The sequence below is a fragment of the Telluria aromaticivorans genome, assembly GCF_013003915.1.
Lineage (GTDB): Bacteria > Pseudomonadota > Gammaproteobacteria > Burkholderiales > Burkholderiaceae_D > Telluria > Telluria aromaticivorans.
On record NZ_JABAIV010000001.1, the window covers coordinates 417379 to 432878 of the forward strand.

The window sequence follows — 15500 nt, forward strand, 5'->3', positions numbered from 1 at the left end:
TCCGGTCATGGGACAGCCCCTACTGGCCGACAGCTCGCGCACGCAACTGCGCCAGCGGCTCAAGGCCGAGCGGCAGGTCCTGATCGACGCCTTCCACCAGGACGGCAAGCCGGAAAAACTGCTGCGTGGCCTGCGCACCTGCGTCGACGGCGTGCTGACGGACGCATGGCTCGCCGCCGGACTGCCCGCCGGGACGGCCCTGGTGGGCGTCGGCGGCTACGGGCGCGGCGAGTTGTTCCCCTATTCCGACGTCGACCTGCTGGTCTTGCTCGGCCAGCCGGCCGACGCCATCACCCAGGCCAAGCTGGAATCGCTGGTGCAGCTGTTCTGGGACCTGGGCCTGGAGATCGGCCACAGCATCCGCACCGTCGACGAATGCCTGGTCGAATCTAGAGCGGACATCACGGTGCAAACCAGTTTGCTGGAAGCGCGCCTGGTCACCGGCGACGCGCAGCTGTTCGCCGAACTGCAGCGCCGCTACCGCGAAGCCATGGACCCGCAGGCTTTCTTCCGCGCCAAGACCGCCGAAATGCGCCTGCGCCATGCCAAGTACGAGTACACCGCGTTCTCGCTCGAGCCGAATGTCAAGGAAAGCCCGGGCGCGCTGCGCGACCTGCAGGTGATCCTGTGGGTGGCCAAGGCCGCGCGCCTGGCGGAATCGTGGAGCCAGCTCGCGCGCGGAAAATTCATCACGCGCACCGAGGCGCGCCAGCTGATGGAGAAGGAATACGCCTTCAAGGACATCCGCGTGCGCCTGCACCTGCAGACGGGCAGGCGCGAAGACCGGCTGGTGTTCGACGTCCAGACCCCGATCGCCAAGACCTTCGGCCTGGAAAACATTGAGGGCCGGCGCGCCAGCGAATTCCTGATGCAGCGCTACTACTGGGCGGCCAAGACGGTCACCCAGCTCAACACCATCCTGCTGCAGAACATCGAAGCCCAGCTGTTCCCGCGCCCGTCCTCGGCCGCCCCGCTGAATGCCTATTTCAACGAGGTGAATGGCTTCATCGACATCGCCGCGGGCGACATCTTCGAGCGCCACCCGCCGGCGGTGCTGGGCATTTTCGTGGCGATGACCGAGCGCCCCGACCTCAAGGGCATGACCGCGCGCACCATCCGCGCGCTCTGGCATGCGCGCAACTGCATCGACGACGCCTACCGCGCCGACCCGTTCAACAAGGCCCAGTTCCTGCGCATCCTGCAGGCCCCGAGCGGCCTGGTACATGCGCTGCGCCGCATGAACGACATGGGCGTGCTGGGGCGCTACCTGCCGGCCTTCCGCAGCATCATCGGCCAGATGCAGCACGACCTGTTCCACGTCTACACGGTGGACCAGCACATCATGATGGTGGTGCGCAACCTGCGCCGCTTCACGATGCCCGAGCATGCGCACGAATACCCGTTCTGCAGCCAGCTGATCGCCAACTTCCGCGACCGCTGGCTGCTCTACGTGGCCGCCCTCTTCCACGACATCGCCAAGGGCCGCGGCGGCGACCATTCCGAGCTCGGGATGCAGGATGCGGAAGACTTCTGCCGCAGCCATGGCTTGCCCGAGCGCGACACCGAACTGGTGGTCTTCCTGGTGCAGCAGCACCTGACCATGTCGACGGTGGCGCAGAAGCAGGACCTGTCCGATCCGGACGTGATCGCGGCCTTCGCGGCCCTGGTGAAGGACGAGCGCCACCTGAGCGCGCTCTACCTGCTCACGGTGGCCGACATCCGCGGCACCAGCCCCAAGGTCTGGAACGCCTGGAAGGCCAAGCTGCTGGAAGACCTGTACAAGACCACGCTGCGGGTGCTGGGGGGCGAGCCGCACAGCGCCGACCGCGAACTGCGCGTGCGCCAGAAAGAAGCATTGGCCACGCTGCGCCTGTTCGGCCTGAACGCCGATGCCCACGAAGCGCTCTGGCAGCAGCTCGACGTCGCCTACTTCCTGCGCCACGACGCCTCCGACATCGCCTGGCAGACCCGCGCCCTGATCGACAAGGTGGACAGCGACCGGCCGGTGGTGCGTGCGCGCCTGGCGCCGATCGGCGAAGGCCTGCAGGTGGCGGTCTACATCAAGGACCAGCCCGACCTGTTCGCGCGCATCTGCAGCTATTTCGACCGCAAGAACTTTTCAATCCTTGACGCCAAGATCCACACCACGCGCCACGGCTACGCGCTCGATACCTTCATGGTGACCGACGAAACCTTCGCCGGCAGCTACCGCGACATCATCAGCCTCATCGAACACGAGCTGTGCGCCCTGCTGCTGGCGCAGGACCCGCTCCCACCCTTCAGCCGCGGCCGTTTGTCGCGTCTGTCGCGCACCTTCCCGATCACGCCGACGGTGGACCTGCGCCCCGACGAGCGCGGCCAGTTCTACGTGCTGTCGGTGGCCGCCAACGACCGCACCGGCCTGCTGTACGCGATCGCCAGCGTGCTGGCGCGCTACCGCATCAACCTGCACACGGCAAAAATCCTGACCCTGGGCGAGCGCGTCGAAGACGTGTTCCTGGTCGATGGCCCGGCCCTGAACAACCCGCGCGTGCAGGTGCAGCTCGAAACCGAGCTGCTGGATGCACTCAAGATCTAGCGCCTGGCCTGACGTTCAAGCCTGGCCTGCCTTTTTTTACCCTTACTTTTTACTGTTGCCCGATGACTGAACCACTCCGCCTCTCCAAACGTATGTCCGAACTCGGCCTGTGCTCGCGCCGCGAAGCCGATGAATGGATCGCCCGTGGCTGGGTGCGGGTGGACGGCCAGGTCGTCTCGGAACTGGGCAGCAAGGTGCTGCCGACCCAGCGCATCACGGTCGAGCGCCAGGCGGCGGCCGAGCAGTCGAAGCGCGTGACCATCCTGATCAACAAGCCGATGGGCTATGTGAGCGGCCAGGCCGAAGACGGCTACACGCCGGCGGTGGCCCTGATCAAACCGGAGAACCGCTGGCCGGACGATCCATCGAAGGAAAACTTCCACCCGACCCAGCTGCGCAGCCTGGTGCCGGCCGGCCGCCTCGACATCGATTCGGTGGGCCTGCTGGTGCTGACCCAGGACGGCCGCGTCGCCAAGCAGCTGATCGGCGAAACGACCTCGGTCGAGAAGGAATACCTGGTGCGGGTGGAATACACCAAGCCAGGCACGCTACCGGAGTCGGACCTGAAGAAGCTGTGCTTCGGCCTGTGGATGGACGGCAAGCCGCTGCTGCCGGCCAAGGTGCGCTGGCAGAACGAAGACCAGCTCAGCTTCACGCTGAAAGAAGGCAAGAAGCGCCAGATCCGCCGGATGTGCGACATGGTCGGGCTCAAGGTGGTCGGCCTCAAGCGCGTGCGGATCGGCAAAGTGAAGCTGGGCGACCTGCCGGTGGGGCAGTGGCGCTACCTGCTCCCAGAGGAACAGTTTTAACGCGGCGGTTTTAAGCGGCCCAGGCCGCCCTGGCGCAGCGCCGCGGCGCTGCGATCGAGCGGTGCATCAGGTAGCGCGTCCCAGGCAGGTAAAGCGAGCCGGCAAAGGCCAGGTCACGCCACCAGCCATTAGCTTCAAACTGGAAGCACGGCGTCAGCGCGCGGCTCAGCGCCTGGTAGGCGCGCACCGTACGCAGGCGCCCGGCGCTGTAGCGTTCCAGTCCCACGGCCGGCCCATGCTGCGCCACCTTGGTCGCCAGCGCCAGCGCATCCTGCACCGCCAAGGTCGTTCCCATCCCCAGCTGCGGGCTCATGGCATGCGCCGCATCGCCGACGATGGCGATCGGGCCGGCCGCCAGGCGCTTTGGGCGAGCGTGGCAGTAGGCTGCAAACGCGAACTGCTCGTGCGAATGGATGCGCTCGACCAGCGACCCGGATTCGGGCCAGAGCGCCAACAGCTCGCGCTTGAAATCCTCGATGGGGGCGGCGCGCCACGCTGTGTACTTGTCCCGGTGCAGGCTCCAGAAGACGGAAACGCGCAGGGCGTGGGGCAGGCGTTCGGTCGGCATGATGCCGAACATGCGGCGCGTGCCGCCGTAGCGTTGCAGGAGTTGAGTAGGAGCCTGCCAATCCGGCAGGTCAATCAGCGACCACAAGGCGCCCCAGGCATAGGGCGTCGACGCCGTCGCCAGGCTGCATTGCGCGCTCAAGCTGGAGGTCGCGCCGTTGGCGATGACGACGATGTCGAATTCGCGCGGCGCGCCATTCACGTCGATGATGCCGCGTTCGCCTTCCGAACGGACACCGGTGACATCGGCGCCGAAATGAAGGCTGGCGCCCAGGCGCAGGCATTCCCGCTGCAGCACCCTGCCCAGCGCCGAGCGGCTGACGGCGCGTGCCTCTTGGCCACGGTAGTCGATGTCGACCAGCTTCCAGCCGCGATGGCTCAGTCCGACCAGTCGTTCGATCGGCACGCTGGCCGCCTCGAAGGCCTGCGCGACTCCGAGATCTTCCAGCGCGGCGATGCCCTGCGGCTGGATCAAGACGCCGGCGCCGAGCGTGGCCAGCGACGGATGCTTCTCGAAGACCCCGACCTCATGGCCGTCCCGCGCCATGGCAATCGCCGTGGCCAGTCCGGCGCTGCCCGCGCCCACGATGCCGACGCGGCAGCCCTTCAGGTTCGATCGAAGCATCCCATCCTCCGTGCGCCGGCGTCGCGACAGCCGCTTGCCGACAACCCGGAATTATAGGTGAGCTGCGCCGGCCGGGAGAGGCCGGAATACGGGGATTGCAGCCGCGGGCCACCGATTATGCGGCCCGCATCCGCGGCGCCAGGTATCCGGGACAGGGACTCAGCCGCGGTTACGGTCGGCCAGGAACTGCTGCGCGCGCGGGTGCTGCGGATTGTTGAAGAAGGCTTCGGGGGTGGCGCGTTCCAGGATGTTCCCTTCGCTCATGAAGAGGATCCGGTCCGCGACCTCGCGCGCAAAGCCCATTTCATGGGTGACGCACACCATCGTCATGCCGCCCTGCGCCAGCGAGCGCATTACCTGCAGCACCTCACCCACCATCTCCGGGTCGAGCGCGCTGGTCGGCTCGTCGAACAGCATGATGGCCGGGCGCATCGCCAGCGCCCGCGCGATTGCCACGCGCTGCTGCTGGCCGCCCGACAGCTCGCCGGGATAGGCGTCGCGCTTGTGCGCCAGGCCTACCTGCTCCAGCAGGCTCATTGCGAACTCACGTGCTTCCTTCGGCGTGGCCCGCTTCAGGTTGACGGGCGCCAGGGTGCAGTTCTCGAGTGCGGTCAGGTGCGGGAACAGGTTGAATTGCTGGAAGACGAAGCCGATGCCGGCGCGCAGGGCGTTCACGTCCCTGCCTTTGGCATGGATGTCGCGTCCATCGATGGCGATGCTGCCGCTGTCGATGTCTTCCAGCCGGTTGAGGGTGCGGATCAGGGTGGACTTGCCCGAGCCCGACGGCCCGCACACGACCACCACTTCATTTTTTTCGACGCGCTCGCTGACATCCACGAGCGCGTGGTAGTCGCCATACCACTTGTTGACTTTATCGAGAACGATCATCGATGGCTTTCTTTTACGAGACGTGCATGTCGACCCGGACTGCGCGGCCTTGCAGGCGGCGCTCGGCCAGGTACGCCAGGCGGGACAGGCCGAAACAGAGGATGAAATAGGTCAGCGCCAGGATCAGGTAGACCTCGACTGCCCGCGTGAAGACCAGGGTGTTGACCTGGGTGGCGATAAAGGAGACTTCCGACAGGCCGATGATATAGCCGAGCGAGGTGGCCTTGATGGTCGACACCAGCTGGCTGACGATCGACGGCAGGCCGTTTCGCAGGGTTTGCGGCAGCACCACCAGGCGCAGCGCCTGCGGGTAACTCAGGCCCAGCGAGCGGGCGCTTTCCAGCTGCCCTTTCGGCAGCGCGCGCAATCCCGCGGCGACGATCTCGCCCAGGTAGACGGCGTCAAACAGCACCAGCACCATCAGCATGGTGGTGGCCTGCCCGGTCTTGACGCCGGTGACGGCCGGCAGAAAGAAGTAGGCCCAGAACACCACCAGCAGCAGCGGCACGGCGCGCACCACCTGCACAAGGGCGCCCACCGGCCAGCGGATCGCAGGGCGGCTGCTGACGCGCGCCACGCCCAGCACCAGGCCGAGCGGCATCGCCAGCAGCAGCGCCGCACCGGACAGCAGCACGGTCAGGGCCAGCCCTCCAAGCGGGCCGTCCGGATATTGGCCGACCAGGAAATACAACCAGTAGGTATCGATCAGTTCCAGCATTACACCCTCATGCCGGACGGACCGGGTAGCGCCGCTGGAACAAATGGGCGGCAAAGGAGATCAGGAGCGACACCGTCAGGTAGGCCAGGGTCGCAAAGGTAAACGCTTCGACGCTGCGGAAGCTGGCCGTCTCCACCCGCGCGGCCTGGTACATCATCTCTGCGGCGCCGATGACCGTGGCCACGCTGGTGTCCTTCCACAGGTTGACGGTCTGCGACAGCAGCGGCGGCGTGGCGGCGCGGAAGGCTTGCGGCAGCAGCACCAGGCGCACGGCCGCCAGGCGCCCTAGACCAAGCGAGCGCGCCGCCTCTAACTGGGACGGCGGCACCGCGCGAATGCCGCTGCGGATGTCCTCGGCCATGTGTACGCCGCTGTACAGCGCCAGCGCGATGACCGCGCACACGGCTTCCGGGTTGTTCGCGTACAGGAATTCGCGCGCGCCATCCGGCAGCAGTTCGGGGAAGGCGAAATACCAGAACAGCAGGTGCGCCAACAGAGGCACGTTGCGGATGCCTTCGACGATGGCGGAGCCAAGCACCTGCAGCGGCGCAAACGACGCGGTGCGCATCAGGGCGACCAGCGCGCCGAACGGCAGGGCGAAGGCGAAGCTGACGGCAGTCAGCTGGAGCGACAGGATGAGACCCTGCACCAGCCAGTCGTGATACTGGCCGGACTGCAGGATGGCGGGATCGAAAAACGGCAAACCGGTGGTCCAGGTCTATTTAAATCTTGTCGGTGCTGATCTTGAACTGGCGCTTGGCGATGTTGGCGCGGGTGCCCGGGCCATACCATTTGTTGAACAGCTGTTCGGCCGCGCCGCTGGCTTCCAGTTCGCGCAATGTAGCGTCGACGACTGCTTTCAGGCTCTTCTCGCCCTTGCGCAAGCCCAGCGCGATCGACTCGGTGCCGATGCTGGTTGGGAGGATCGTGAAGCCCTTGGCGGCCGCGCCCAGCTTGCCGTAGTCGGCCAGCAGTGAGGATTCATCGTTCACGTAGGCGACGCCCTTCCCCTGGCGCAGCGCCTGGAAGGCCTGCTGGGTATTCTCGAAAGTCACCACCTCCGCGCTCGGGACGGCCTTGCGGATATTGGTTTCCTGGGTGCCGCCGCGGACCGTGACCACCTTCTTGCCGGCGAGCTGGGGCAGCGCGCCAATGCCGCTATTGGCACGCACCATTACCTTCGAGCCGGTGACGAAATGGGTGAGCGCGAAGTCCACCTGCGACTCGCGTTCCTTGTTGTGGGTGAGCGTGGCCGCCAGCACGTCGACGTGGCCCTGCTGCAGTTCCGGGATGCGGCTTGATACCGACATCTGCTTGAACCTAGGGGTGACGCCGATCTTCCTGGCGACCGCGGTGGCGAGGTCGATTTCGTAGCCGACCAGCTGGCGGGTCTTCGGCTCGATGAAGCTGTTCGGTTCGTCCGTGCCCAGCACCCCGAACACGATCTCTCCCTTCTTTTTAATGTCCGCGAGCTGGTCGGCATGAGCGGCGCCAGCCGCCAGGTTGGCGGACAGGGCGACGGCGCCCAGCATAAGGTGACGGCGAGTAAACATGAAATTCTCCATACAGCGAAATAGCAATCGAAAGAGTATAGGGGAAGCGTCCAGCTTCACGAACGATCAATTTGCCATATGAAAATGCTCTCTCGGCTATAAGGGACAAGCCCAGCCATCCGTGCGCGCAAGCTGCCATGCTAAAGTCATAACAAGCTCATGGACTGAACGCGGAGACAGCATGCTGGTCGTCACATACAACGTCAACGGAATCGGCGCCCGCATTGGGGCGCTGCTGGAATACCTCGAAGAGCGCCAGCCCGACGTGCTGTGCCTGCAGGAGCTGAAGGCACCGCAGGAGAAATTCCCCGAGCAGGCCATCCTGGATGCCGGCTACCACGCGATCTGGCATGGCCAGAAAAGCTGGAACGGCGTGGCCATCCTCACCCGCGAGGGCCCGGCGCAGGAGCTGCAGCGCGGCCTGCCGGGCGACCCGCTGGACGAGCAAAGCCGCTATATCGAGGCGGCCTACCAGGGCGTGCTGGTGTGCGGCCTCTACCTGCCGAACGGGAACCCGGCGCCGGGGCCGAAATACGACTACAAGCTGGCCTGGATGGAGCGCCTGATCGCGCGCGGCGAGGAACTGCTCGAGGCGAAGGTGCCCGTGGTGATGTGCGGCGACTTCAACGTGATCCCGACCGGTCTCGACGTCTACAAGCCGGAACGCTGGGTCGACGACGCCCTGTTCCGCCCGGAGACGCGCGCCGCCTTCGAGCGCCTGATGTCGCAGGGCTGGCTTGACTCGCTGCGCAACATGTACCCGGACCAGACCATCTATACCTTCTGGGATTACTTCCGCAATGCCTTCGGGCGCGATGCCGGCCTGCGCATCGACCACCTGCTGCTCAGCCCTGCCCTGGCGCCGGCGCTGCGCGGCGCGGGCGTGGACCGCTTCCAGCGCGCCAAGGAAAAGCCGAGCGACCATGCACCGACCTGGGTCGAGCTGGACCTGGACGCCATCGTGCAGCCGAAGGCGAAGCGCTGACCGAAAGCCTGGTCGGAAGCCCAACTTTTGGCGAACTCTGCGGTACTATGCTGGTCCCATTCCCGACCAGCTTTGACCCATGCTCACGCCCGAACAATTCCTTGGTTTCCTCACCGCTGCGATCCTGATCACGCTCTCGCCCGGCCCGGACAACATGATGGTGCTGGGTGTCGGCATCGCCAAGGGCCGCGCGCGCGGCATTGCCTTCGGCCTCGGTTGCGCACTGGGCTGCCTGAACCACACGCTGCTGGCCGTGATCGGCGTCAGCGCGCTCATTGCGGCGTCGCCCACTGCCTTCACGGCGCTCAAGGTGGCGGGCGGCCTCTACCTGGTCTGGATCGGTTACCAGGCCCTGCGCAGCAGCGGCGCCGCCCAGGTTGCGGCGGGCGTGCCCGACGAATCGGCGCGCCAGTTGTTCTTCAAGGGGCTGCTGGCGAATGCCATCAATCCGAAGGTGGTGCTGTTCTTCCTGTCTTTCCTGCCGCAGTTCGTGGTCGCGTCGCGCGGGGATGCGAACTGGCAGATCGCGTGGCTGGGGCTGACCTTTACGCTGCAGGCGGCGGTGCTGTTTGGATTGCTGGGCTACTTTTCGGGAGCGATCGGGCAGTGGCTGAATCGCACGCCGAAAGCGGGCATGTGGCTGGATCGGGTGGCGGGGGCGATTTTCGTGGGGCTGGGGTTGCGCCTGATCGTGGCGCGCTGAAATGCGTTGCGACTGCTTGAGAAGCAGCGTAGCGACCAAACCCGGCCCGCTCCCTCCGCCCGTCGTCCCGGCATTCGCCGGGACGACGGTTTTTAGGGTAACGGTGTAAGCAAACACTGGCTCGCAGCGGGGGCGCCCGACCCGCCGCGGAGCGCCTTACAGCGTAATCACCACTTTGCCCGATGGCTGCTTGCGCGCCGCCACCGGCACCTCGAGCAGCTGGTGCTTGCCGTTCCAGACGAACTTCACCGCACGGCCATCGACCGTGACGGCGCGCGGCCTGGCCTGCACGTTGTGCACCTTTACCGAGAAGCCTCGCTCCTGCGGCGCCTGCGCCTTGCCGGTCTCGGTCTGCAGCCCGATTTCCAGCGTGCCGGCTGCGAACTTGCTGGCGAAGCGCACGATCTCGTACTGGCCCTTCTCGAAGGCATCGGCGGTCTCGCCGTCGTCGTCGTACATCTTGCCGGTGCTGCCGGCGACCGACGCATCGTGGTAGTAGTGCAGGTCGACCTGGCGGGTCGAATAGTCGCGCGTGCTCTGCACCACCTTGGCCATCGGGATGAAGGCGCCGGCGCGCACGTACACCGGGATGTGCGCCTCGACCGGCTTCACCACCTCGAGGATGCCGCCGCGGTGCTTTTCGCCGGTGTGGAAGTCGAACCAGACGCTGTCCTTCACCGGGAAGTGCACTTCCTTGCGGGTGGCGCCGGGCTCGGTCACCGGTGCGACCAGGAAGTCGCGGCCCCACAGGTAGGTGGAGGCCAAGGTGGTGGCCTCGTCCTCCTCGAACAGCACCGGGCGCATCAGGGGCGTGCCGGTCTGGCTGTTGTCGAAGGCGAGCGTGTAGTTATACGGCAGCATGGCGTAGCGCAGCCAGACCGCTTCGCGCGCCAGCACCTTGGTGCGATCGGAGCGGAACACCGGCTCCGGCGCCACGTCGTCCTGCGCATGCGGGCGGAACACCGGCTGGAACACGCCGTACTGCAGCCAGCGCAGGTAGAGCTCGTCGTCCAGCACGGCGTTGGCGAAGCCGCCGAGGTCCGAATGCATGTAGGCGAGGCCCTGCATGCCCATCTGGAGCGAAATCTCCATCTGCGATTGCAGTCCGCCCCAGCTGCGGCTGACATCGCCCGACCACGGGATCATGCCGAAGCGCTGCGAGCCCGAATAGCCGGCGCGCATCAGGATGAACGGGCGCTCGTTCGGGAAGTTCTTCTTGTAGCCGTCGAAGATCAGGCGCGCCCAGTCGTGGCCGTAGATGTTGTGCACCTCGTCGGCGCCCTTCTCGCCGTTCGCGCCATGGCGCACCCAGGATGGATGCACTTCCGGCTCGCCCAGGTCGCCCCACCATCCGGCCACGCCGCCTTCCTTCAGGCCCTTGTAGATGTCCCAGAACCAGTCGCGTCCCTCCGGCCGGTACAGGTCGACGATGCCGGTATTCCCGAAATAGAAATCGTATGTCGCCGGCTGGCCGTCCTTGCCGGTTGCCAGCGCCTTGCGCTCCACCGCTTCCTTCCAGCGAAGGGATGTAGTAAGAACAAATGGCTCGGTGATGACGATGGTCTTGACGCCCTTCTTCCTGAAGTCGGCCATCATCTTCTCGGCGGTGGGGAAGGTGTCGCGGTCCCAGGCCAGGTTGCCCATGGTGTCCTTGACGGTCTTCCCGAACCAGAACAGGTCGAGCACGACGGCGTCGAGCGGGATTTTCTCGTCGATGAATTTGTCGACCACGGCGCGGGTTTGCGCTTCGGTCTTGTAGCCGAAACGGCTGGCGAAATTACCGAAGGTCCAGCGCGGCGGCAGCGGCTGGCGTCCGGTCAGGGCCGTGTAGTTGGCCATCACCCCGTCCCAGGTATCGCCGGCGACCACCTGGTAGGTCTTGCGCCCGCCGCTCACTTCGAAGCGCAGGGTGCCGTCCTTGCGGCTGTCGAAGTCGAGGAAGCCGGTCTGCGGGTTGTCGAAGTGGATCGCGTACTTTTTCGAGGACAGCGCGATCGGGATCGTGAAGTTCAGCAGCTTGGAGGTCGCGCCATAGCCGTAATCGGCGCGGTTGTACAGCTGGAAGCGGTTGCCGCGGCGGTTCATACCTGCCGCGCGGGCGCCGGCGCCGTACAGCGCTTCGCCTTCGTCCAGCGCGAATTCGATGGTCTCGAACTTGTCGCCGCGGCTGTAGCCGCCCTTCTCCGCCACCAGCGCCTTGCCCTTATACAGGTAGCTGATGCGGAACGGGCTCCTGTCGACGACGACCGTGATGCCCGTGGTGCCGAATTCGATGCGCTTGCCGTCTGCCTTGAAGGTCGGGCGCACGTCGACTGGCGCCAGCACCACCGCATGCGAGGCCGCATCCAGCTGCTGGCCGTTCGGGATGAAGGTGGTCTCGACCACGTTGGCCGAATACGGCTTGATCAGGTAGCGGCCATCGCTGGTGGCCAGCTCCAGCGTATTGTTATTGTGCGACACCCGCTCCAGCTGCCGGTCGGCATTCTGGGCGAAGGCGAGCGGGCTGGCGAGCAGGCACAGGGCCAGGCGGACGAACGGTGCAGTGGTCATAGATCCCGGGGGTCGAAAGTTATCAAGAAGCCGACGAAAAGCGCATGCGAGAGCATGCCAGAATTCCGGCGCGCGAAACAGGGGCCGTGTAATAAAATTACATAACCGCTCGCGGCGCGACGCTCCCACATCGCCCCTGTCAAGATTGCTTCTTCCATGCACCTCGCGTAGGATCGCCCGGCTGCCGGACCACGGCATACGATAACGATACGAGGGAGACAGATGAAGAACGACATTCCACTGGCGGCCGGCCAGGGCGTAAGCCAAACGCGCTCATTCATGACGGTGGCGCTGATCGAGCTGTGGGAGCGCTTCGGCTACTACGGCATGCAGGCGCTGATCGTGTACTTCATGGTGCAGCGCCTCGGCTTCGAGGACAGCCGCGCCAACCTCGTATGGGGTGCTGCTGCGGCCCTGATCTACGTGGCGCCGGCCATCGGAGGCTGGATCGGCGACCATGTGCTCGGCACCCGCCGCTGCATGATCCTCGGCGCCCTGATCCTGACCCTCGGCTACGCCCTGATGGCAGTACCGACCACCAATACCTGGATGACCTTCTCGGCGCTGGGCGTGATCGTGGTCGGCAACGGCCTGTTCAAGCCGAACACCGCCAACCTGGTGCGCAAGATCTACGAAGGCGACGACTCCAAGATGGACAGCGCTTTCACCATGTACTACATGGCGGTGAACGTCGGCTCGACCTTCTCGATGCTGGCTACGCCCTGGATCAAGGACCATATCAACGCCACCTGGGGCAGCAACCTTGGCTGGCACGTGGCCTTCGCCGTGTGCAGCGTCGGCTTGAGCATCGGCCTGCTGACCGTGGGCGTACTGCGCCAGACCATTGGGCATATCGGCTCGCCGCCCGATGCGCGCCCGCTCGACGTGAAGAAACTGCTGGCCGTGCTGGCGGGCGGCGTGGTGGCGGTGGCGGCATCGGCCGTCATCCTCGAATACCAGTGGCTGGCGCGCGCCTTCGTCTACGTGGCCGGCATCGTGGTGCTCGGGATTTTCTTCCACCTGATCCGCACCAGCGCACCGAGCGAACGCGCAGGCCTGATCGCCGCACTGGTACTGACCCTGCAGACCGTGTTCTTCTTCATCTTCTACCAGCAGATGTCGACCTCGCTGTCGCTGTTCGCGCTGCGTAACGTGGACCTGGAGTTCACTGTGCTGGGCAGCCACCTGTGGACCTGGTCGCCGGCGCAGTTCCAGGCGTTGAACGCGATCTGGATCATGGTGCTGAGCCCCGTGCTGGCCCTGGTCTACACCCGCGCCGGCAACAGCGGCAAGGACTTGTCGATCGCCGGCAAGTTCGCACTTGGTTTCGCGGTGGTGGCGGCAGGCTTCTTCACCTATGGCGTGGCCGGCCAGTTCGCCACGGACGGCCTGACCTCGTCCTGGATCATGATCGCGGGCTACGGCCTGTATTCGCTGGGCGAACTGCTGGTCAGCGGCCTCGGGCTGGCGATGATCGCGCGCTACGTCCCGGCACGCATGGGCGGCTTCATGATGGGCGCGTATTACGTCGGCGTCGGCATCTCGCAATACCTGGGCGGCGTAGTGGCGAACATCGCCAGCGTCCCTCGCGACATGGTCGACCCGGTACAGACGCTGCCGGTGTATACGAACCTGTTCAACAAGCTCGGGATTGCGGCGATCGTGTGCACGCTGATTGCGCTGGCGGCGCTGCCGCTGATGCGCAGGTTAACGGCGACGCATCATTCGCATCAGTAGTCGCCGAGCTATGCTCTGCCGCACATCGTAGGGTGGGCGGGTCTCCCGCCCGCGCGTTCAAATCCGGTTGAAAAGACGCGCTGCAGCTTTGCACAGGGTGGTTGAACGCGCGGGCGGCGAAGCCGCCCACCCTACGGTAAGATGGCGGATCGGATTTTTCGGATCTCAGCATGCCTATCACCCCTTCCCCCCACGCCCTCCAGGTCGCCCAGCGCGTCCACGCCATCGAACCCTTCCGCGTCATGGAAATGGTCAAGGCCGCCAACGAGATGTAGCCCAGCGGCATCGACGTCATCAGTTCAACAAGCGCGGGATCGCCGCGATCGTGTGCACGCTGATTGCGCTGGCGGCATTGCCGCTGATGCGCAGGTTAACGGCGACGCATCATTCGCATCAGTAATCGCCGAGCTATGCTGTGCCGCACATCGTAGGGTGGGCGGGTCTCCCGCCCGCGCGTTCAAATCCGGTTGAAAAGACGCGCTGCAGCTTTGCACAGGGTGGTTGAACGCGCGGGCGGCGAAGCCGCCCACCCTACGGTAAGATGGCGGATCGGACTTTTCGGATCTCAGCATGCCTATCACCCCTTCCCCCCGCGCCCTCCAGGTCGCTCAGCGCGTCCACGCCATCGAACCCTTCCGCGTCATGGAAATGGTCAAGGCCGCCAACGAGATGAAGCGCAGCGGCATCGACGTCATCAGCATGAGCGTCGGCGAGCCCGACTTCACCGCGCCCGACATCGTGGCGCAGGCGGCGATGGATGCGATCCGCGGCGGCATCACCCAGTACACCGACTCGCTCGGCCTGCACGAGCTGCGCGAGGCAATCTCCGGCCATTACGCATCCGTGCACGGCCTGGGCATCGATCCGCGCCGCATCGTCGTCACGGCCGGCGCTTCGGCTGGGCTGCTGCTGGCCTGCGCGGCGCTGGTGGCCGAAGGCGACGAAGTGCTGATGCCCGACCCATGCTACCCGTGCAACCGCCATTTCGTCTCCAGCTTCGGCGGCAAGCCGGTGCTGGTTCCCGCATCGAGCGAAGACCGCTACCAGCTGAGCGCCGCCCACGTCGACGCCCACTGGACCGCGCGCAGCCGTGGCGTGCTGGTGGCCTCGCCCTCGAACCCGACCGGAACCTCGATGACGCCAGGGCAGCTGCGCGACATGCTGGCCGCGGTGCGCCGGCGCGGCGGCTTCGCGATCATCGACGAGATCTACCAGGGCCTGACCTACGACCACAAGCCAACCAGTGCACTGGCGCTCGACAGCGACGTCATCACCGTCAACAGCTTCTCGAAATACTTCAGCATGACCGGCTGGCGCCTGGGTTGGCTGGTGGTGCCCGACGCCCTGGTGCCGACCTTCGAAAAGCTGGCGCAAAATTTGTTTATCTGCGCGCCGACCGTGGCCCAGCAGGCCGCCCTGGCCTGCTTCACGCCGGAGGCACTCGGCATCTATGAAGAGCGCCGGCGCGAATTCCAGCGCCGCCGCGACTTTCTTGTCCCCGCGCTGCGAGAACTCGGGTTCCAGGTGCCGGTGATGCCGGATGGGGCCTTCTATGTGTATGCGGACATCAGCGCATTGCAGCACGCGCACCGGGACGACAGCACCGCGTTTGCCTGGTCGCTGCTGCGCGAGGCGAAAGTGGCGATCGTGCCGGGAGATGATTTCGGTTTTACGGCGCCAAGCAGGCACGTACGGTTTTCCTACGCCACCCGGTTCGAGCGCATCGAGGAAGCCGTCGGCCGCATCGCACGGGTACTGAAGTAGCCGGGCGAACGTCTCAAACCGGG

At 65.6% G+C, this 15500-nt stretch carries 12 protein-coding genes; 6 read left to right on the forward strand and 6 right to left on the reverse strand.

The window, feature by feature from the left end; translation table 11 throughout:
• Nucleotides 1-7: 7 nt before the first annotated feature.
• Nucleotides 8-2578, forward strand: coding sequence for a [protein-PII] uridylyltransferase (locus HGB41_RS01935; protein ID WP_171080549.1), 2571 nt, complete (start codon nucleotides 8-10; stop codon nucleotides 2576-2578).
• A gap of 62 nt (nucleotides 2579-2640) precedes the next feature.
• On the forward strand, nucleotides 2641-3387 hold the full coding sequence (locus HGB41_RS01940; protein ID WP_171080551.1) for a pseudouridine synthase: 747 nt from the start codon (nucleotides 2641-2643) through the stop codon (nucleotides 3385-3387).
• A gap of 10 nt (nucleotides 3388-3397) precedes the next feature.
• Here HGB41_RS01940 and HGB41_RS01945 read toward each other — a convergent pair whose 3' ends face one another.
• The 5 genes from HGB41_RS01945 to HGB41_RS01965 form a co-directional block, all read right to left on the reverse strand.
• Nucleotides 3398-4579: an FAD-dependent oxidoreductase gene (locus tag HGB41_RS01945; protein WP_171080553.1), complete on the reverse strand. Its 1182-nt coding sequence runs from the start codon at nucleotides 4577-4579 to the stop codon at nucleotides 3398-3400.
• Nucleotides 4580-4738: 159 nt separating this feature from the next.
• Nucleotides 4739-5467, reverse strand: a complete 729-nt coding sequence (locus HGB41_RS01950) for an amino acid ABC transporter ATP-binding protein (RefSeq protein WP_171080555.1) — start codon at nucleotides 5465-5467, stop codon at nucleotides 4739-4741.
• Between the two features lie 13 nt (nucleotides 5468-5480).
• The gene (locus HGB41_RS01955) at nucleotides 5481-6185 is read right to left on the reverse strand and encodes an amino acid ABC transporter permease (protein ID WP_171080557.1); all 705 of its coding nucleotides are present in this window, start codon (nucleotides 6183-6185) and stop codon (nucleotides 5481-5483) included.
• A 7-nt stretch (nucleotides 6186-6192) separates the two neighbouring features.
• A complete protein-coding gene (locus tag HGB41_RS01960) occupies nucleotides 6193-6888 on the reverse strand; it encodes an amino acid ABC transporter permease (RefSeq protein WP_171080559.1) in 696 nt (231 codons plus the stop codon).
• A gap of 19 nt (nucleotides 6889-6907) precedes the next feature.
• Nucleotides 6908-7738 carry an ABC transporter substrate-binding protein gene (locus HGB41_RS01965; RefSeq protein WP_212760793.1) on the reverse strand — a complete coding sequence of 277 codons (831 nt, stop codon included), beginning with the start codon at nucleotides 7736-7738 and terminating at the stop codon, nucleotides 6908-6910.
• Between the two features lie 181 nt (nucleotides 7739-7919).
• Here HGB41_RS01965 and xth point away from each other — a divergent pair, with 181 nt between their 5' ends.
• Entirely contained in the window at nucleotides 7920-8723 is an 804-nt protein-coding gene (xth, locus tag HGB41_RS01970) for an exodeoxyribonuclease III (protein ID WP_171080561.1), read from the forward strand.
• 79 nt (nucleotides 8724-8802) lie between these two features.
• Complete coding sequence (locus tag HGB41_RS01975) at nucleotides 8803-9426, forward strand: LysE family translocator (protein ID WP_171080564.1); 624 nt, start codon at nucleotides 8803-8805, stop codon at nucleotides 9424-9426.
• Nucleotides 9427-9582: 156 nt separating this feature from the next.
• On the opposite strand, the gene HGB41_RS01980 is transcribed toward HGB41_RS01975, so the two are convergent.
• Nucleotides 9583-11976, reverse strand: coding sequence for a glycoside hydrolase family 31 protein (locus HGB41_RS01980; RefSeq protein WP_171080566.1), 2394 nt, complete (start codon nucleotides 11974-11976; stop codon nucleotides 9583-9585).
• A 222-nt stretch (nucleotides 11977-12198) separates the two neighbouring features.
• On the opposite strand from HGB41_RS01980, the gene HGB41_RS01985 reads away from it, so the two are divergent.
• Together HGB41_RS01985 and HGB41_RS01990 are read left to right on the forward strand one after the other, a co-directional pair.
• A complete protein-coding gene (locus HGB41_RS01985; protein ID WP_171080568.1) occupies nucleotides 12199-13713 on the forward strand; it encodes a peptide MFS transporter in 1515 nt (504 codons plus the stop codon).
• A 570-nt stretch (nucleotides 13714-14283) separates the two neighbouring features.
• On the forward strand, nucleotides 14284-15477 hold the full coding sequence (locus HGB41_RS01990; protein ID WP_171080570.1) for a pyridoxal phosphate-dependent aminotransferase: 1194 nt from the start codon (nucleotides 14284-14286) through the stop codon (nucleotides 15475-15477).
• Nucleotides 15478-15500: the final 23 nt, after the last annotated feature.